Source organism: bacterium, from assembly GCA_040755795.1.
Taxonomy (GTDB): domain Bacteria; phylum UBA9089; class CG2-30-40-21; order CG2-30-40-21; family SBAY01; genus JBFLXS01.
Genome location: JBFLXS010000046.1, coordinates 1 through 17,289, shown reverse-complemented (window position 1 = coordinate 17,289; position 17,289 = coordinate 1). Strand labels below are relative to the sequence as shown.

Sequence of the window (17,289 nt, the reverse complement as noted above, 5' to 3'; positions counted from 1 at the left end):
TGAAACCTAACCCCAATGTTTATAATATGTTACATATACCTACCTCACCTCCTAAACACCCCTAAAATCTACCTTCTTACTATTATAACCCCTTGATTTTACTGGAGTTAATAGGTCCAACCCTCAGGAATTTGCTTTTTGACTGTTTTTAGATTGTGTATCCATTTTTAGCCATTCTGAAGATATTCTATCACAAATTTTATCCTATGTCAACAAAAAATCCCAGTCTATTTATCCCGCAATTTGATTTTTTTAATTTTAATTAAAAAAAATGTTGACAAAATTAAAGAAAAAGTGTAAAATATATTCTAATTATAATTATCTTCAAAAAAGCTAATTATAATAATGTGTAATTATTTACCTATCTGAAGTAAAACAACAGGCAATGGTTGTTAGGTTCAGGAAGCAAGGTAAAAAATAAGTTCCAGTGCTTCGTGAACTTACTGTTTTACTTCACCGGGGTAAATAATTACTAAAATTTTAATATGAATGAGGAGGGAAAGATAATGAGAGGAATAAAGTTTCTCTTTTTATGGGTTATGATTTTTATTTTGGTCGCACCAATAATAAGTTCAGCCCAGACGCTGGCAGAGACAAAAGAAAAGGCAAAAAAGAGATTTGACACAGGCTATCAGTTGTATTTTAAGAGTAATTTTGAAGGAGCGGAGAAGGAATTTAGTAAGGCAATTGAATTAGACCCGTCAAATCCGGAGTATCATTTCTTTTTAGCGAAGAGTTATTATAAGCAAAAGAATTCTTCTAAAGCGATTGATGAACTCAGGCTGGCAATCGGGATTAAGCCTGAATATTTACAGTCTCATCTACTTTTAGGTGATATTTATTTTGAAGGAGAAAATTGGACAGAGGCAGAGAAAGCCTATTTAAAAGCAGGTGAGTTAGATGACAAAAATTTTGATGCCAATTTTAAAGTAGGACAGGTTTATATCAAACTAAAAAATGTAGATAAGGCGATTACACATTTAAGTAAGGCAAAGAGATTAAATGGAAGTGAACCTTATGTTTCGTTTTATTTAGGTCAGGCTTATCTGGAAAAAGAGGAAATCTCTTTAGCGGTAAGTGAATTTGATAATGCGATTCGACTCCAAACCAATAATCCACTTTTCTATTATTGGCGAGGGAATGCCTTTTTTGCCGCAGGAGATTATCGAGACCCAAATGATTATAATTGGCGCTCGGTGGTAGATTATCAACAAACCATAGAATTTGGATTGGCTACTCCGTATGTTTATTTTATGTTTGGGAATACCTTACTTAATCGGGCATTTTATTGCCTCACGGTTAAGAGAGATACAGATAGTTTAGACTTATTGGAACGGTCAATTGTCAAATATCAAGAGGTAACTGCATTAGAACCAAATGCTTCTAATGCCTACAATAATTTAGGGCTTGCTTATTATTACCTGGGTCGATTGGATGAGGCGATTGAGGCATATAGAAAGGCAATTGACCTTGAGCCAGTGGTAGCATTCTTCCATGATAACTTAGCGGATGTGTATTACAAAAAGGCTGATTTTAATGAGGCAATTGCTCAGTGGAAGTTAATTCAAGAATTAGACCCAAATTATGTCTTAAGTGATGTCTACTTCCCTACGCCACAAAAACCCATTAAAGAGAAATTACGAGAGGCAACAAGAAGGAAATAAATTACATCATATCTTAAAACTACATTTCCACTCTACTTAATTTCTGGCAAAAAAATCTTTTTTAAAAATTTTCTTGACAAAAATTTAGATAATATAGTATAATTAAAATTCTTGTGTTTAATTTTGGTAAAAGGAGATTTTAAAAAATGCCACGAGAGATAATTATTCTGGCATGTTCAGAGTGTAAAAATCGGAATTATTCTACAACCAAAAATAAGAAAAAACATACAGAAAAACTTGAGTTGAAAAAATACTGTCGAACTTGTAGAACTCATACACTACATAAGGAAACGAAGTAAGCGTTCAGGTGTAAATAAGGAGAAAAGGGGAAATGGGGAGAAAGGAGAGGGGTAGGGGAATTAGGGAGCAGAAGGTTTCATCAGTTATCAATGACATTCTAAAACAGATGATTTTCTTACTAAAATAAGAATACTTTTTCCCCTTTTCCCTAATTTCTCCATTTCCCCTTCGTTACACCCTGAACGGTTACGAAACGAAGTAGTTGGACAACAGGCCCGTGGCTCAATTTGGTTAGAGCATCGGTCTCCAAAACCGAGGATTACAGGTTCGAGTCCTGTCGGGCCTGCCAGAAGACAAAAGTCAGAAAACAGATATTAAGAGGATACCTTTAAAATGTGACTGGTGATTTCTATCTTTTGATGGGAGAGAGATTTGTGAAAGAGAAAATAAAAGAACTAATTTTTAAAGCAAAAAAATTCCTGAATGAGGTCTGGACCGAAGTTAATCCAAAACAAGGTAAGGTTTCCTGGCCTGACCGTAAAACAATTATTGGTTCTACGGCGGTAGTTATTATCTGCGTCCTGATTATCACTTTATATATTTATCTTGCTGATGTTATTTTTATTGTCGTGGTTAACCAGCTTATTGGTCGGAGGTAGAATGAGTAAAAATTGGTATGTTATTCATACTTATTCTGGATATGAAAATAAAGTAAAGACAAATTTAGAGCAACGACTTCAATCAATGGGACTGGGAGATAAAATCGCTCAAATTGTTATTCCTACTGAAGAAGTTACTGAAATACGCGGTGGCAAGAAAAGAAAAGTCCCAAGGAAATTTTTCCCGGGGTATGTATTGATAGAAATGGAAATGGCTGATGACACATGGCATATTGTCAGACACACACCTGGAGTATTTGGATTTGTTGGCGATAAGAACAAACCAATTCCATTGAGTGAAGTAGAGGTTAAAGAGATTATTCATGGAGCAATACCAGGAGTTTCGAGATTAAAACCTTCTTTAAAATTTGAAAAGGACGAACCCATCCGGGTTATTCAAGGACCTTTTACTAACTTTATTGGAACGGTTGGAGAGATAGACCAAAAACAAGGAAAATTAAGAGTGATGATGAATATCCTCGGTAGAATAACACCGGTCGAAGTAGAATTTCATCAAGTGGAGAAATTGTAAAAAGGGTAACCGTTCAGAGATATAGCCACAGAGTCACAGAGAACACAGAGGGAATATATAACCACGAATGAACACGAATAATAAAAAGATTTGTAGTGCGCGGCTTTAGCCTCGCTTCTGGCAAACCGGAAGGCAAACCTAAAGGTTCGCACTACATTTATGGGATGTCAGAGGGTAATTTGTGTCCATTTGTGGCTAATTTCCTTAATTCTCTGTGAACTCTGTGCCTCTGTGGCTGAACGGTTACTAAAAAGGAGACAGTAGATAGTGAAGAGTAATTAGAAACTAAATACTTATCACTCTTTACTTATTGGGAGAATATTATGGCAAAAAAGAAAAAGGTTGTTAAGGAGATTAAATTACAGATACCGGGTGGAAGGGCTAATCCCGCTCCACCCGTAGGTCCTGCATTAGGACAGGCAGGGGTAAATATTATGGAGTTTTGTAAGGAGTTTAATGCACAAACATCCAATCAGGAAGGTCTAATTATCCCGGTAGTCATCTCCGTGCACGAGGATAGAACATTTTCCTTTGTTTTAAAAACACCACCTGCGGCTGTCCTTTTAGCTAAAGCCGCGGGGATAGAAAAGGGCTCTGGAGTGCCTAATAAACAAAAGGTAGCAAAACTTAATATCGAAAAAGTAAAAGAGATTGCAAAGATGAAACTTAAAGATTTAAACGCTTATGACATTGACCAGGCGGCACGACAGATTATGGGCACGGCTAAAAGTATGGGAATTGAGATAGAAGGGGGATAAAGTAAAATGGCTCGTTGCGGTAAAAAATTTTTAGAAAAAAGTAAACTGGTTGATAAAGAAAAATTATATGATATTGATGAAGCACTTGACCTGCTTAAACAAACCTCGTGTGCTAAATTTGATGAATCAATAGAGATAGCGATAAGGTTAGGCGTTAACCCAAAACACGCTGACCAACAGGTGCGTTCTACGGTAATTCTAAGGCATGGCACAGGTAAATCTCAACGAATAGCGGTTTTTGCTAAAGGAGAAAAGGTAAAAGAGGCAGAAGAAAATGGTGTGGAGATAGTTGGTGCCGAAGACTTAATTGACCGTATAAAAAAAGGGTTTTTAGATTTTGATGTCGCTATCGCTACCCCAGATATGATGCGTGATGTCGGACAACTCGGTAAAATCCTTGGACCACGAGGACTTATGCCTAATCCAAAAGCAGGCACCGTCACCTTTGATGTCGAAAAAACAATTAAGGAGATTAAAAAAGGTAAGATTGAATTTAGATGTGATTCGTTTGGGATAGTCCACTCGGCTATCGGCAAAGTCTCATTTTCAAAGGAAATGCTTTATGATAATTTTAAAGATTTTGTCTTAGCTATCCTTAAGGTGAAACCAGCCACGGTTAAAGGGCAATATGTTAAAGGTATCGCTTTATCTACAACAATGGGACCCGGCATAAAACTTGACACAAAGGTAACAAAGAGATTGCTTGAAGAAGGCTAAAGATGATATATTTTCTATAATGAAGGTAACTATTCACCGCAGAGACGCAGAGGAACAGAGAAAAAAGGATTTAAATTAGATTGTGGATACCGGATAGATCTTTTAGTCGAAGAAAAAGTTATCGTAGAATTAAAAGCAGTCGAGCAACTACTTCCGATTCACGAAGCTCAACTTTTAATCTATCTAAAAATGATGAATAAAAGGATAGGTTTATTGATCAATTTTAATGTTTCTGTTCTAAGAGATGGAATTAAGCGTATAGCCAATAGATTTTAATTTTTTCTCTGTGTCTCCGCGTCTCTGCGGTGAATAGTTACTAATGAAGATTATAATTCTTTGAAAAGGGGTAAATAAAATGCGACCAGCAATTATTAAAAAAGAAAAACAGGTTAGCGAATTAAAAGAGAAATTATCTAACACATCTTCGGCTATTTTAACAGATTATCGAGGTCTAACCGTTAAAGAAATTACAGATTTAAGACGCAAATTCAGAAGCGCAGGCATAGAATATAAAATCATAAAAAACAACATCATCTTTAGAGCGGTTAAAGAAAGTAACCTCGATGCCTTAAGTGAATACCTACAGGGACCTACGGCCATTGCTTTTAGTCTAAATGACCCGGTGGCTCCTGTTAAATTCTTAATAGATTTCTCCAAAGAATATAAAAAACTTGAACTTAAAGCAGGGATTATTCAGGGTAAGGTTCTAAAGGCTGATGAACTAACCCAGGTATCCAAGTTACCACCTAAAGAAGTATTAATTGCCCAGGTAGTAGGGGGAATGAAAGCACCGTTAGTCGGTGTAGTTAATGTCTTAAGTGCGCCAATAAGGTCATTGGTTAATGTATTAAAGGCGATTGAGGGGAAAAAATAACCAGGACCAAAGACTATAGACCTAAAGACCGAAGACCAAAGGCAAAAAACAGCGGGCAGCTGGTAGTTTCACACCAAGCACGCAAAGAACGCAAAGGAAAATAAGGGAAAAATTTACCTTTGCGTGAAAAAAAACTATTTTCAGGGGAATGTAGTTTTGTAACTCAAGCAATTACAATAAGTTACGAACATTTTTCAGGAGAAAATAGAGTTTTATGATTCGATGGTTTTATAGTTTAAAAAGATAAGCACGGACGCAGGATACGAGTCTGGAGATACTATACTATACTCCAGTGGGGTATAAATTGTGATTATTTAAAGTAATCAGTAATTTGAGATAGCAGGCTACTGCTTGCTCTTTACCGATAACCTGATAACCGATAACCTGAGTTGATAGTAACAGGAAATCACAAAATATACCTCTCTAAAGTATAATTCACTAATCTCTAATTCACTAATTCGCTATTTTCAGGAGAACGGGCATGAGCCGTTGGCTCACAAATGAGGATGAAAATAGTAGGTAGGAGATAGAAGGTGGGAGGTAAGGAGATAGGTGTGAAGCGTGATGTTTTCTTTACTTTCTACTCTCTACTCTCTACTTCCTATTTTCAGGAGAAACCCGCATGTCCCTGCGGAACACAAAGGACGATGAAAATATATGGAGTGCGGTAGCTTGCTACCGCTTTCGCAGGAGGAAAAGCGAAAGCAAGCTTTCGCACTCCAAAGACTATTTTCAGGAGAATCGGATGGGTTTGACAAAAGTTACTACAAAACTTGTTAGTTTACAAGTTCCAGGAGAAAATTATGAAAATGTCTTCCTCGTCGATACAGGTGCAACCGATTCTATGGCTCCAGCGGATGAATTAGAAAAAATTGGTGTTGAAAAAAAAGGTAAAATGTCTTATGAATTAGCAGATGGAACCGTAAAAGAATATCCGTTTGGTTTAGTTCAGATTGAATTTATGGGAGAAATCACAGCAGGGCGGGTTATATTTGGTGAATCTGGTGCAGAGCCAATTTTAGGGGTAACCGCACTTGAATCAGTTGGAATAATGGTTGATCCAGTGAACAAAACATTGAAAAGATTACCTGCTATTCCCTTAAAGTAAGAATTGCGGATTAAGGATTGCAAATTTAAAAAATCCGTAACTGTTCAGATGGTAATTTACCGACGTCTCTACGCTGAACAGTTACGAATCCCCGAACCCCGATTTTCAAAGGAAACAGGGATGAGTAGAATTGTAAAGAAAATCGAAATTGAAGGGAAAGAAGTTATGGCACTGTTTGATACTGGTGCAATGCATACTTATGTCTGCAATGAAATTGTGGGTAGTGCCCCGACAATAATTATCCCGGAGCCGTATAAGGTTGCATTTGATGGGAGAATAATTGAAGTCAAAAAACTCTGTCTTTTATGGGGTAAAATTGAAGGCAGAGGATTAGATATGGAGGCAGTGCCGATAGATGACATCGGGAGAATAAATGGAAATAAGATAGATGTGGTCATTGGCGCATTAACTATGGAAAAGTGGGAAATAATCCCTGATTCAAAAGATGGAACATTAGATTTAACAGGACTCAAACGACGTGAATTTATTGAGTTTTGAAAAGTAATAATTGGGCTATGGTAACTAATTACTATTCACCAGTTACCAATTACCAGTTACCAATTACCAGTTACCAATTACCAGTTACCAGTTACCAATTACCAGTTACCAGTTACCAATTACCAATTACCAAAATATAGGAGGTGAAAAAATGGCAACTGCTATTAAAAGCAAAGAGGAGATTATTGATGCTATCTCTAATATGACAGTTCTGGAACTCTCAGAATTAGTTAAGGAATTAGAGAATAAATTTGGGGTCTCTGCGGCAATTCCTATGGCGATGGGACCAACGGTAACACAAGCCATCCCAGAAGCAGAAAAGGAAGAAAAAACTGAGTTTGATGTTGTTTTAGCCAGTTTTGGTGAGAATAAAATCCAGGTGATAAAAGAAATTAGAACTATTACCTCTTTAGGATTAAAAGAAGCTAAAGAATTAGTAGAAGGCGCTCCACAGCCAGTGAAAAAAGGTATTCCAAAAGAAGAGGCTGAAGAAATTAAGAAAAAATTAGAAGCCGCAGGAGCGAAGGTAGAGATTAAGTAATAGGAAACAGAGGACAGAAGTCAGAGCTCAGGTATTTAAGGTATTCCCTATTATATCTGTTATCTGTCTTCTGTCCTCTGAATTTGATTTCTAATTACGGTTATCTGTCCTCTAATTTCTAATTTCTGATAAAAGAGGTGAGATTATATGCTTAAGCAAGAACGGGTTTCTTTTGGAAAAATAAAAGAGGTCATAGATGTGCCATCATTAATTGCTATTCAAAAGGATTCTTTTGAATGGTTTTTGCAAAAGGATGTACCTCCAGAGCAAAGGAAACCTCAGGGATTACAAAAGGTATTTTTAGAGACTTTTCCCATTATAGATTTTAATGAAAAAGTAGTCTTAGAATTCGTTGACTATAGTCTTGGTGAACCAAAATATGCGGAGGAAGAATGTCGAGATAGAGATATAACTTATGGAGTTCCATTACGAGTCCGATTACGATTAATCTGTCGTGAGACAGGTGTCATCCAGGAACAAGAAATCTTTATGCGAGATATTCCTTTAATGACCGAACGGGGAACATTTATTATTAATGGGGCTGAACGCGTCATTGTCAGCCAGATGCACCGTTCTCCAGGGGTTTATTTTGACTATGACCCATCAACTCGATTATACTCATCCAGGGTTATCCCTTATCGAGGGGCATGGTTAGAATTTGAATTAGACACTAATAATATTCTCTTTGCAAGATTAGGACGCAAAAGAAAAATCATTGCAACTACCTTTATTCGAGCCATTGGTTATTCTACTATCGAAGATATACTAAATCTTTTTTTCCCGGATCAAATTCGAATAGATAAAGTGAACGAAAATTTAGTTGGACTTCGATTAGCCCAGCAAGTAATAAATAAAGAAGAGAACGAAGTATATCGTCCAGGGATGAAGATTACCAATACACTCTTGAATATTTTAAAGAAACAACGGATTAAAAAGATAAAGATATTAGATGTGGAGAGTTCATTTATATTAAATACATTAGAACGAGATGATACCAATTCTACGGATGAAGCCCTGATTAAAATTCATAACCTGATGCGTATCGGGGAACCACCTAATATTGAAAATGCTCAACAGACCTTTTACCGATACTTCTTTGACCCACTTCGCTATGATTTATCCGAGATAGGTCGGTATAAAATTAATCAAAAATTGGGACTGTCAATTTCAGAAGAAGTCACAACATTGACTAAAGAAGATATAGTAGAGACGGTCAAATATATGATTAAATTGATTAAAAAACAAGGGGAAATAGACGATATTGACCATCTTGGGAATCGGCGTGTCAGGTCTGTTGGAGAATTACTACAAAATCAATTACGGATAGGGATGTCAAGATTAGAACGAAGTATCCGTGAACGGATGGCAATCCAGGATATAATGACAATGAAACCACATACCGTCATTAATATCAAACCAGTTACCGCCGCAATCAATGAATTTTTTGGCTCAAGCCAGCTCTCTCAATTTATGGACCAAACAAATCCATTAGCCGAATTAACTCATAAACGAAGATTATCTGCTTTAGGTCAGGGTGGGTTATCTAAAGAAAGAGCAGGGTTTGAGGTTCGTGATGTCCACTACTCTCACTATGGAAGAATATGTCCAATCGAAACGCCTGAAGGACCTAATATTGGACTAATTGTATCTCTATGCGTTTATGGAAAAGTAAATAGATTAGGTTTTATTGAAACTCCCTATCGGAAAGTCTTAGACAGCAAAGTTACTAATCAAATTGAATATCTAACTGCGGATAAAGAACAAAAACATAATATTGCTCAGGCAAGTAGTAAAATAGGGAAAAATGGTGAGTTTATAGAGGAGGCAGTTGCGGCAAGGTTTCGAGACGATTTTCCATTAGTTACTCATGATAAAGTGGATTATATGGATGCCTCTTTAAAACAGATTATTAGTGTTGGAACAGCATTAATTCCTTTCCTGGAACATGATGATGCCAATCGTGCTTTGATGGGGTCTAATATGCAGCGCCAGGCAGTCCCATTACTCGTTAGTGAATCTCCTTTAGTTGGCACAGGCATAGAACAATACATTGCCAGAGATTCCGGCATCGTGATTATCGCCCCTGTTGATGGCATAATAACTCGGGCGACGGCAAGTGAGATTGTATTAAAAGGTAAGGATAAGAAAGAATATTCTTATAACTTATTGAATTTTAAAAGGTCTAATCAGGCAACCTGTATTCATCAAAAACCTATTGTTAAAAAGGGAGAACAAATCTCAAAAGGTCAACCTTTAACTGAAGGCACGGCGACTGACAATGGCGAACTGGCATTAGGAAGAAATGTCCTGGTGGCATTTATGCCCTGGGAAGGATATAATTTTGAAGATGCCATCCCTATTTCCGAAAGGTTAGTTAAAGAAGATATTTTTACTTCAATTCATATTGAAAAATATGAAATAGAGGCAAGGGATACTCAGCTTGGCCCAGAGCAAATTACCGCCGATATTCCTAATCTGGGCGCTGAAGCACTGAAAAATCTTGATGACCGCGGCATTATTAGAATTGGTGCTATGGTTAAATCAGGCGATATATTAGTTGGTAAGGTTACTCCAAAAGGGGAGACAGAACTTTCTCCAGAATATAAATTACTTCATTCTATATTTGGTGAAAAGGTCCGCGAAGTTCGGGATACCTCACTTCATCATCCTTATGGAAGTGAGGGAATAGTCCTTGATGTTAAGTATTTCGCCACCAGGCAGGGCGATGACCTTCCACCTGGCGTGGAAGAGTTAGTTAAAGTCTATGTGGCAACTAAACGAAAGATTATGGTTGGTGATAAAGTTGCCGGCAGACATGGAAATAAAGGTGTTATCGCTAAAATCTTACCCGAAGCAGATATGCCTTTTCTTGAAGATGGCACACCAGTAGATATGGTTTTGAATCCTTTGTCAGTTCCTTCAAGAATGAATATCGGCCAGATATTAGAAACTCATCTTGGCTGGGCCGCTCATAAATTAGGAATTAAAACTACCTCCCCGGTATTTGATGGAGCAACTGAAGAAGAAATCAAAGACTATCTTAAAAAAGCAAACTTACCTGAAGATGGCAAGGCTTACCTTTATGATGGAAAAACAGGAAAAAGATTTAAAGATAAAATTACGGTTGGCTATATTTACATGATGAAATTAATTCATTTAGTAGAGGATAAAATTCATGCTCGCTCTATTGGTCCTTATTCATTAGTCACACAACAACCACTGGGTGGTAAGGCTCAATTTGGTGGACAACGACTTGGTGAAATGGAGGTCTGGGCATTAGAGGCTTATGGTGCCTCGCATCTGCTCCAGGAATTTTTAACTGTAAAATCAGATGATATTATTGGCCGGGCAAAGGTATATGAAGCAATTGTTAAAGGCGAAAATGCCGCAGGACCCGGCGTGCCTGAATCTTTTAATGTCCTATTCCACGAACTTCAAGGATTAGCCTTAGATGTTAAGGTCTTAGATGAAAAAGGGAAACCTATCGATGTTAAAAAACTCAACGAAGGCCGACGCACACCACCAGTCACTATGAAATCTCAAGAACATTTGATAAAACCTATGTTTTAAATTGGTAACTGGTAATTGGTAACTGGTAACTGGTAATTGGTAACTGGTAATTGGTAACTGGTAACTGGTAATTGGTAACTGGTGATTGGTAACTGGTAATTGGTAACTGGTAATTGGTAACTGGTGATTGGTAATTATTTAACCAGTTACCATTTAACCAATTACCATTTAACCAGTTACCAAAAAAGAGGAGGGATTTATCGTGAATAGAGAAATAATGCAAGAACCAAAACAAACTTTTGAGTCTCTGTTTTCAACAATTGATATGACTAACTTTGCCGCTATTAGTATAGGACTTGCCTCACCAGAGATAATTAAAAGTTGGTCTTATGATAAGGTGAGGAAACCAGAAACAATAAATTATAGAACTTTTAGACCAGAACGAGATGGCTTATTCTGTGAGCGGATATTTGGTCCGAATAAAGATTTTGAATGCTTCTGCGGTAAGTATAAAAGTATGCGGTATAAAGGGGTTATTTGTGATAGATGTGGTGTAGAAGTAACATATTCTGAGGTTCGAAGACAACGAATGGGACATATCGAATTAGTTACCCCGGTATCTCATATCTGGTATTTTAAGCGAGTCCCATCTCCAATGGCAGTTGTATTGGATATTACTGTTAGAGACCTTGAACGAGTCCTGTATTACGAGGGATATATTGTGCTTGACCCAGGTAATGTGCCTCTTAAAAAGAAAGATGTTATTAATGAAGACGAATATAGAACCTTCAAAGAGAAATATGGCGGGAATTTTGAAGTAGGTATGGGGGCGGAGGCAATTAAAAAATTGTTGAAAGAGATTAATCTTAAAGAAGAAGTAGAAAACCTGCGATTAGAAATGGAAGGAGACTACTCTTATCAAAAACGCCGCAAAATCGTCCGACGACTTGAAATATTAGAATCTTTCTTGCGAAGTGGAAATAAACCTGAATGGATGATTTTAGATATTATCCCGGTTATCCCACCTGAATTACGACCTATGGTACAATTAGATGGTGGTCGATTCGCTACATCTGATTTAAATGACCTGTATCGTCGGGTAATAAATCGCAACAACCGATTAGAACGACTCATCGCCTTAAAAGCTCCAGAGATAATTATTCGCAATGAAAAAAGAATGATGCAGGAATCGGTTGATGCCTTATTTGATAATGGCAGAAGAGGCAGACCTGTAGCCGGCACTGGAAATAGACCACTAAAATCTTTATCAGATATGCTCAAAGGTAAACAGGGTAGATTCCGTCAAAATCTATTAGGAAAACGAGTAGATTATTCAGGTCGCTCGGTCATTGTCGTTGACCCAACATTTAAACTATTTCAATGTGGCTTACCTAAAAGAATGGCTTTAGAATTGTTTAAACCTTTTATTATGCGGAGATTAGTCGCAGATAATTTAGCCCATAATATTAAAAGTGCTAAACGCATGATAGAACGAGAAAATCCTGAAGTCTGGGATGTTTTAGAAGAAGTTATCTCACAACATCCGGTTCTTCTAAATCGTGCCCCAACTTTGCACCGTGCGGGAATCCAGGCGTTTATACCTGTCTTAATCGAAGGAGATGCAATTAAAATCCATCCTTTAGTTTGTCCAGCATTTAATGCTGATTTCGATGGAGACCAGATGGCTGTCCATGTTCCTTTATCAATTGAATCTCAAATAGAAAGCCAGATATTAATGCTCTCCGCTTATAACTTATTATCCCCGGCTAACGGAAGACCTTTAGTTGCACCTACTCAAGATATAGTCCTGGGATTGTGTTATCTAACTAAAGAAAGACCAGATGATTTAGGACAGGATAAAAAACTCACTAATATTCACGAGGCTTTAATGGCTTATGAAGAAGGAATAATAAGTTTAAATGCCAGGATTTGGATTTGTATTAATGGTAAAAACTTACAGACGACTATTGGACGCATCATATTCAATGAATGCTTACCTGAAGAACTTCAATTTATTAATGAAAAGGTGGATAAGAAAAAGATAGGTCAAATAGTCGCTGAGGCATACCGTAAATGTGGAATGAGCAAAACCGTTGATTTACTGGATAAGGTGAAACAACTTGGATTCAAATACGCCACAGAGTATGGAGTATCTATTGGCATAGATGATATTAAAGTCCCACCCCAAAAGCCAGAGTTATTAAAACAAAGTTATAAAGAGATAGAAAAGATTTCACAACAATATCATCAAGGAAGTATTACGGATGAAGAAAGATATAATAAAATAGTGGATTTATGGACATATATCGGTGATGAAATATCTAAGGTAATGTTTGAGGGGATGGGCAATGATAAGAATGGGTTTAATCCTATTTATATGATGGTTGACTCTGGGGCAAGAGGCAGTAAACAGCAAGTTAGACAATTAGCCGGAATGAGAGGACTTATGGCTAAACCATCCGGAGAAATCATAGAACTACCTATTATTGCTAATTTTAGAGAGGGACTTACTGTCTTAGAATACTTTATTTCAACTCACGGTGCTAGAAAAGGTTTGGCTGATACCGCCTTAAAAACCGCTGATGCTGGCTATTTAACGCGTCGATTAGTTGATGTTTCTCAAGATGTTATTATTACTGCTGATGATTGTGGCACGATTAATGGGATGATAGTTGAGGCAATAAAAGAAGGTGATGAAGTTATCGAACCATTAGGTGACCGTATCCTCGGCAGAGTCTCTCTGGATGATGTCGTGAACCCGATGACGGGTGAAGTTATTATCAAGGCTAATGAGGAGATAAATGAAGAAAATGCTCAGGCTATTGAAGATGTAGAGATTGACCGCCTCAGAATTCGCACCGTTCTTACCTGTGAGACACAAAGAGGGGTATGTGCTAAATGTTATGGCAGAAATTTAGCTACCGGGAAATTAATAGATATAGGCGAGCCGGTGGGAATTGTTGCCGCACAATCTGTCGGAGAACCAGGAACACAATTGACAATGAGAACCTTCCATATCGGTGGAACCGCATATCGACAGGTAGAAGAAAGAGAAATTAGATTGCCTTATGAAGTTGAAATCGTCGAACTACCGAAAAGATTGATATATTTAGAAGATGGAAGTATGGTTGCGGCCAGAGCAGGCGAACTCGTGCTACGAAAGGTGCTAAAAGAATATAAATTATCTCCAACTACAAAATTTACTGTTTTTGATGGTTTGTGGGTAAATGCCGGAGATAAAATAGCTCAAGTTGAAGAAAATGAAATAATCACAGAGATGGCGGGAATAGTTCGGATAGAACCTGAAAAAAGGATTTTGATTGAGGCTAAAGACCGTAATATACCGATTAAAACAGGTGGAAAATTATTTGTTAAAACAGGGGATATTGTTCCGGCTAACAAGTTAATTGCTGAATTTGACCCATATCATGAACCAATATTAACTGAAGTAGAAGGAACGGTGCAGTTTAATGATATTATTAAAGAAAGAACGCTCCGCGAAGAACTTGATGAAAATACAGGTTTGTTTAGAAGGGTAATTATCGAAGACCGTGAAGGAACACTCCAACCTCGAATATGTATTCTCCGTGAAAATCAACCAACTATCAACTATTTTATTCCCAATGGCGCCAGAATAGCAGTAAATGATGGAGATAAAATTACTGCAGGGATGGTTATCGCTAAATTCCCACAAGAATTAATTAGAACTAAAGATATTACGGGTGGGTTGCCACGAGTCGCAGAGTTATTTGAGGCTCGAAGACCAAAAGAACCAGCATTAGTTACGGAAATTGATGGTGTGATAAAATTTAAAGGGCTTAAAGAAAATAAACGAATTATTGTTATTGAGAATGAGTCAACCGGGGAAACAAAAGAATACGAAGTCTCACTGGGTAAACATTTGAAGATTCATGAATATGATGTCGTCTCAGCCGGAGACCAATTAACCGAAGGACCGACAGACCCCCATGACATATTGAAAATAAAAGGTGAACGGAAATTACAAGAATACTTAGTTAACGAAATTCAAGAGGTCTATCGCCTACAAGGGGTAAATATCAACGATAAACATATTGAGGTGATTATTCGCCAGATGCTGCGTAAATTAGAAATAACAGATGTAGGTGATACAACATTTTTATTAGGTGAGCAAATAGATAAATTCAAATTTGCTCAAATAAATGAAGCAATAATCGCTAAGGGGAAAAAGCCAGCACAGGCTAAACCTATTTTGCTCGGTATCACTAAAGCCTCTTTATCTACGGATAGTTTTATCTCTGCCGCATCCTTCCAGGAAACAACAAAAGTTCTCACCGAATCGGCTATTCAGGGTAGAATAGATCACTTACGGGGATTAAAGGAAAATGTAGTCATTGGACGACTTATCCCCGCAGGCACAGGAGTCCCTAAATATCACAAGATAGAAGTTGCTGTTCCTGCCCCAGTTCAAGAAGAAGAAATAGGTAGTATTTAACCGCAGAGCCTTTTATTCAAATTCCAGTAACCGTTCAGGGTTATACATTAGAAGTGTAAACAAGGAGAAATGGGGAAAAGGGAGAATTGGAGAAATGGCTCAAACTTTTTCGACCTGTGCGGTTAAATGTAAAATGGATAATGTCCAATGAGAAATGTCCAATGAAAATGTATAACTGAAAGGTAATGAGTCTTGCGAAGTCCTAAAATTTCCCATTTTTCATTTCCTATTTTACATTTTACATTTATTTTTCCTTTGCGTCTGTGCGATGAATTAGTCTAATCGCACAGGTGGGAAGGTTTCATTCTCGAATCATCCCCTTTCTTACCTTATCTATCACTTCAATTATCTCCTGAGAAATTCTCAAAGAATCTTCTGCATCAATATCCTCAATGCTTTCAAAATCGCCATAATCCACATCTGTTCTCCTGGAGAGAAGAAGTTTGAATTTCTTAACAATATCTACTGGAATCAAACCCGCTTTGACAAACTTTAGACTTAACATAGTAATTACCCCTTCATGTGATTGAGGGGTAATATCCTGGAGGATAAGGAGTGCTCTTATCGCGTTAAGTGACGCATAGTAGCTTCGATTTATAGATGTTTTATACCTTCCTTCGTTATAATTTGCTTTTGCATCTTGTAAGAATTCATATGCCTTATCCATTCTTATCTCACTCAAGGAACTTTTATCCTGAAATTCAAGCGTCATAAAGCCACCCCCTCTTTCATTATATTCTCATAAAATGGTGTGGAGAATTTTTGTTCGAGTTCAAATGCCTTAATATCTTTTATTACTGGTGTAAATGATAATCCATATTTAATCTCTTCATCAACCAGGGTATTGATTATTTCCTTTTCTATATCTGGATTTTTATGCTTTACTATGATAAGGAGATCAAAATCAGACCACGCCTGAAAATCCCCCCTTATTCTTGAACCAATAGCATAGACCATAACTATTTTTTCTGCAAATTTTTCTTTAAGTATATGAATAATTTGTGTTACTGCCTTTTTTTCATAACCATACATTTCTATACCTGTTTTCCTTAATTTACACTACTTAAGATTAGGAAATAGTTTATCACCTTTCTATGTATTTGTCAATCAGAAAAATCGTTAGAGGTGTATGTAAAATTTGAGAGCGTTGCGTAGGACTTAAGGCTATATCTATGGTCCCAGGCATTGCTTTACTTCATTTTCTGCCATCTTTTGCTTATTAAATTTGCTCCAGAGGAGCAATCTGTTTGTAGAAAAAAATGCCCACCTATAACATAAAGCTCCATAGGAGCGACCTAAATCATTCAATCCATTCAAACAAATATCTTTCATCGTATTCAATTTTATTTTTTTTAAGCCATTTTTCAGGTCGCTCCTCTGGAGCTAATTTTTGGTTAATTTGATTCATCCTACAAACAGATTGCCTCTACGAGGCTAATTATTTTTTGGAGTTACAACTATATAGCATTTCCTCCTCTTGATGTCAACTAAGCAGATTATTTCTTTTTTGTCACTTTGGCATCTTTTATCACCCAAAACTCTTCCAAACCTACACCATAACTAAAAGTCATTTGCAACGCTCTCGTCCTTTGAGAGCGTTGCGTAGGAGTTAAAGCTATATCTATGGTCACAGGCATTGCTTTACTTCATTTTCTGCCATCTTTTGCTTATTAAATTTGCTCCAGAGGAGCAATCTGTTTGTAGAAGAAAACCC

The 17,289-nt window shown here is 37.0% G+C and carries 19 protein-coding genes, 1 tRNA gene and 1 pseudogene; 16 read left to right on the top strand and 5 right to left on the bottom strand.

Annotated features, from left to right (window positions below; translation table 11 throughout):
- The first annotated feature begins 506 nt into the window (after window positions 1–506).
- The 15 genes and pseudogenes from AB1414_05180 to rpoB all read left to right on the top strand — a co-directional run bounded on the left by AB1414_05180 (window position 507) and on the right by rpoB (window position 11,161).
- Window positions 507–1,664 carry a tetratricopeptide repeat protein gene (locus tag AB1414_05180; GenBank protein ID MEW6606835.1) on the top strand — a complete coding sequence of 386 codons (1,158 nt, stop codon included), beginning with the start codon at window positions 507–509 and terminating at the stop codon, window positions 1,662–1,664.
- A 146-nt stretch (window positions 1,665–1,810) separates the two neighbouring features.
- The gene (rpmG, locus tag AB1414_05175) at window positions 1,811–1,963 is read left to right on the top strand and encodes a 50S ribosomal protein L33 (protein ID MEW6606834.1); all 153 of its coding nucleotides are present in this window, start codon (window positions 1,811–1,813) and stop codon (window positions 1,961–1,963) included.
- A 212-nt stretch (window positions 1,964–2,175) separates the two neighbouring features.
- A tRNA-Trp gene (locus AB1414_05170) sits at window positions 2,176–2,253 on the top strand.
- Window positions 2,254–2,338: 85 nt separating this feature from the next.
- Window positions 2,339–2,563 (top strand): preprotein translocase subunit SecE, encoded by a 225-nt coding sequence (secE, locus tag AB1414_05165; protein ID MEW6606833.1) that lies wholly within the window; start codon window positions 2,339–2,341, stop codon window positions 2,561–2,563.
- Window position 2,564: 1 nt separating this feature from the next.
- Window positions 2,565–3,095 carry a transcription termination/antitermination protein NusG gene (gene nusG, locus AB1414_05160; GenBank protein MEW6606832.1) on the top strand — a complete coding sequence of 177 codons (531 nt, stop codon included), beginning with the start codon at window positions 2,565–2,567 and terminating at the stop codon, window positions 3,093–3,095.
- A gap of 323 nt (window positions 3,096–3,418) precedes the next feature.
- Window positions 3,419–3,853, top strand: coding sequence for a 50S ribosomal protein L11 (gene rplK, locus AB1414_05155; GenBank protein ID MEW6606831.1), 435 nt, complete (start codon window positions 3,419–3,421; stop codon window positions 3,851–3,853).
- 6 nt (window positions 3,854–3,859) lie between these two features.
- Complete coding sequence (gene rplA / locus AB1414_05150; protein MEW6606830.1) at window positions 3,860–4,570, top strand: 50S ribosomal protein L1; 711 nt, start codon at window positions 3,860–3,862, stop codon at window positions 4,568–4,570.
- A gap of 63 nt (window positions 4,571–4,633) precedes the next feature.
- Window positions 4,634–4,846 (top strand): annotated as a pseudogene (locus AB1414_05145) (GxxExxY protein).
- A gap of 79 nt (window positions 4,847–4,925) precedes the next feature.
- The gene (gene rplJ / locus AB1414_05140) at window positions 4,926–5,444 is read left to right on the top strand and encodes a 50S ribosomal protein L10 (protein MEW6606829.1); all 519 of its coding nucleotides are present in this window, start codon (window positions 4,926–4,928) and stop codon (window positions 5,442–5,444) included.
- Window positions 5,445–5,977: 533 nt separating this feature from the next.
- A complete protein-coding gene (locus AB1414_05135) occupies window positions 5,978–6,115 on the top strand; it encodes a hypothetical protein (protein ID MEW6606828.1) in 138 nt (45 codons plus the stop codon).
- A 74-nt stretch (window positions 6,116–6,189) separates the two neighbouring features.
- Window positions 6,190–6,552, top strand: a complete 363-nt coding sequence (locus AB1414_05130; GenBank protein MEW6606827.1) for a clan AA aspartic protease — start codon at window positions 6,190–6,192, stop codon at window positions 6,550–6,552.
- Window positions 6,553–6,672: 120 nt separating this feature from the next.
- A complete protein-coding gene (locus AB1414_05125; GenBank protein ID MEW6606826.1) occupies window positions 6,673–7,050 on the top strand; it encodes a hypothetical protein in 378 nt (125 codons plus the stop codon).
- Window positions 7,047–7,190 (top strand): hypothetical protein, encoded by a 144-nt coding sequence (locus AB1414_05120; protein MEW6606825.1) that lies wholly within the window; start codon window positions 7,047–7,049, stop codon window positions 7,188–7,190. The genes AB1414_05125 and AB1414_05120 overlap by 4 nt, the downstream gene beginning before the upstream one ends.
- An 11-nt stretch (window positions 7,191–7,201) precedes the next feature.
- Window positions 7,202–7,591, top strand: a complete 390-nt coding sequence (gene rplL, locus AB1414_05115; protein MEW6606824.1) for a 50S ribosomal protein L7/L12 — start codon at window positions 7,202–7,204, stop codon at window positions 7,589–7,591.
- A 147-nt stretch (window positions 7,592–7,738) separates the two neighbouring features.
- Window positions 7,739–11,161, top strand: coding sequence for a DNA-directed RNA polymerase subunit beta (gene rpoB / locus AB1414_05110; protein MEW6606823.1), 3,423 nt, complete (start codon window positions 7,739–7,741; stop codon window positions 11,159–11,161).
- Here rpoB and AB1414_05105 read toward each other — a convergent pair.
- Complete coding sequence (locus AB1414_05105; GenBank protein MEW6606822.1) at window positions 11,158–11,289, bottom strand: alpha/beta hydrolase; 132 nt, start codon at window positions 11,287–11,289, stop codon at window positions 11,158–11,160. The genes rpoB and AB1414_05105 overlap by 4 nt on opposite strands.
- Window positions 11,290–11,363: 74 nt before the next feature.
- Between AB1414_05105 and rpoC the strand changes: the two genes are divergently transcribed.
- Complete coding sequence (rpoC, locus tag AB1414_05100; protein MEW6606821.1) at window positions 11,364–15,575, top strand: DNA-directed RNA polymerase subunit beta'; 4,212 nt, start codon at window positions 11,364–11,366, stop codon at window positions 15,573–15,575.
- 301 nt (window positions 15,576–15,876) lie between these two features.
- Here the strand turns inward: rpoC and AB1414_05095 are convergent, their stop codons facing one another.
- The 4 genes from AB1414_05095 to AB1414_05080 all read right to left on the bottom strand — a co-directional run bounded on the left by AB1414_05095 (window position 15,877) and on the right by AB1414_05080 (window position 17,212).
- Entirely contained in the window at window positions 15,877–16,287 is a 411-nt protein-coding gene (locus tag AB1414_05095; protein ID MEW6606820.1) for a HEPN domain-containing protein, read from the bottom strand.
- The gene (locus AB1414_05090; GenBank protein ID MEW6606819.1) at window positions 16,284–16,607 is read right to left on the bottom strand and encodes a nucleotidyltransferase domain-containing protein; all 324 of its coding nucleotides are present in this window, start codon (window positions 16,605–16,607) and stop codon (window positions 16,284–16,286) included. Before AB1414_05090 ends, AB1414_05095 begins: the two co-directional genes overlap by 4 nt.
- A gap of 138 nt (window positions 16,608–16,745) precedes the next feature.
- Complete coding sequence (locus tag AB1414_05085; GenBank protein ID MEW6606818.1) at window positions 16,746–16,907, bottom strand: hypothetical protein; 162 nt, start codon at window positions 16,905–16,907, stop codon at window positions 16,746–16,748.
- Between the two features lie 164 nt (window positions 16,908–17,071).
- Window positions 17,072–17,212, bottom strand: coding sequence for a hypothetical protein (locus AB1414_05080; GenBank protein MEW6606817.1), 141 nt, complete (start codon window positions 17,210–17,212; stop codon window positions 17,072–17,074).
- Window positions 17,213–17,289 lie beyond the last annotated feature (77 nt).

Excerpts from the sequence above, each read along its gene's own strand:
- nusG (MEW6606832.1), top strand. The coding sequence starts at position 2,565 with ATGAGTAAAAATTGGTATGTTATTCATACTTATTCTGGATATGAAAAT.
- rplK (MEW6606831.1), top strand. The coding sequence starts at position 3,419 with ATGGCAAAAAAGAAAAAGGTTGTTAAGGAGATTAAATTACAGATACCG.
- AB1414_05090 (MEW6606819.1), bottom strand. The coding sequence starts at position 16,607 with ATGTATGGTTATGAAAAAAAGGCAGTAACACAAATTATTCATATACTT.
- rpmG (MEW6606834.1), top strand. The coding sequence starts at position 1,811 with ATGCCACGAGAGATAATTATTCTGGCATGTTCAGAGTGTAAAAATCGG.
- rplA (MEW6606830.1), top strand. The coding sequence starts at position 3,860 with ATGGCTCGTTGCGGTAAAAAATTTTTAGAAAAAAGTAAACTGGTTGAT.
- rplL (MEW6606824.1), top strand. The coding sequence starts at position 7,202 with ATGGCAACTGCTATTAAAAGCAAAGAGGAGATTATTGATGCTATCTCT.
- AB1414_05095 (MEW6606820.1), bottom strand. The coding sequence starts at position 16,287 with ATGACGCTTGAATTTCAGGATAAAAGTTCCTTGAGTGAGATAAGAATG.
- rplJ (MEW6606829.1), top strand. The coding sequence starts at position 4,926 with ATGCGACCAGCAATTATTAAAAAAGAAAAACAGGTTAGCGAATTAAAA.
- AB1414_05080 (MEW6606817.1), bottom strand. The coding sequence starts at position 17,212 with ATGCCTGTGACCATAGATATAGCTTTAACTCCTACGCAACGCTCTCAA.
- AB1414_05180 (MEW6606835.1), top strand. The coding sequence starts at position 507 with ATGAGAGGAATAAAGTTTCTCTTTTTATGGGTTATGATTTTTATTTTG.
- AB1414_05130 (MEW6606827.1), top strand. The coding sequence starts at position 6,190 with ATGGGTTTGACAAAAGTTACTACAAAACTTGTTAGTTTACAAGTTCCA.
- AB1414_05085 (MEW6606818.1), bottom strand. The coding sequence starts at position 16,907 with ATGAAAGATATTTGTTTGAATGGATTGAATGATTTAGGTCGCTCCTAT.
- AB1414_05125 (MEW6606826.1), top strand. The coding sequence starts at position 6,673 with ATGAGTAGAATTGTAAAGAAAATCGAAATTGAAGGGAAAGAAGTTATG.
- rpoB (MEW6606823.1), top strand. The coding sequence starts at position 7,739 with ATGCTTAAGCAAGAACGGGTTTCTTTTGGAAAAATAAAAGAGGTCATA.